The sequence below is a fragment of the Staphylococcus sp. GDX8P54P genome, from assembly GCF_017893165.1.
Lineage (GTDB): Bacteria > Bacillota > Bacilli > Staphylococcales > Staphylococcaceae > Staphylococcus > Staphylococcus borealis.
This window is the reverse complement of record NZ_JAESMM010000089.1, coordinates 1-642: the sequence shown is the minus strand read 5'-3', so window position 1 is coordinate 642 and position 642 is coordinate 1. Positions and strand designations below refer to the sequence as shown.

Annotated in this window: 1 protein-coding gene and 1 pseudogene; both read left to right on the top strand. The window is 33.0% G+C overall.

Features of this window, described 5'->3' with window-relative positions; all coding sequences use genetic code 11:
* Positions 1–241: rhodanese-like domain-containing protein (locus tag KA909_RS13390; protein WP_210130336.1), on the top strand; the 241-nt coding region annotated here is incomplete at its 5' end.
* 17 nt (positions 242–258) lie between these two features.
* A pseudogene (sqr, locus tag KA909_RS13385) lies at positions 259–642 on the top strand (type II sulfide:quinone oxidoreductase Sqr); the annotation flags it as partial.

The following is a 642-nucleotide window of genomic DNA, read 5'->3' as shown; positions in this document are numbered from 1 at the left end:
TGTACTCGACGTACGTAATGAAGAAGAGTGGAATAATGGGCACTTAGATCAAGCAGTCAATATTCCGCATGGTAAATTATTAAATGAAAATATTCCATTTAATAAAGAGGATAAAATATACGTACATTGTCAGTCAGGTGTTAGAAGTTCAATCGCAGTAGGTATCTTAGAAAATAAAGGATTTGAAAATGTCGTGAATATTAGAGAAGGCTATCAAGATTTTCCAGAATCATTAAAATAATTTAAGGGTGTGGAAAAATGAGTAAGTATTATCAAATTGTTATTGTAGGTGGCGGTACAGCAGGTATTACCGTGGCATCAAGACTATTAAGAAAAAATCAAAGCTTAAAAGGAAAAATAGCAATTATAGACCCGGCTGAATATCATTATTATCAACCGTTATGGACTTTGGTTGGTGCTGGGGTATCGAGTTTAAAAAGTTCTCGTAAAGATATGAAAAGTGTTATGCCTGAAGGTGTTCAATGGATAAAAAATGCTGTTTCAAGCTTTCAACCTGAAAACAATAGCATTATTTTAGGAGATAATTCGGTCGTTAGTTACGAATTTTTAGTGGTAGCCCCTGGATTACAGATTAATTGGTCTTCTATTAAAGGATTAAAAGAGAATATAGGTAAAAATGGT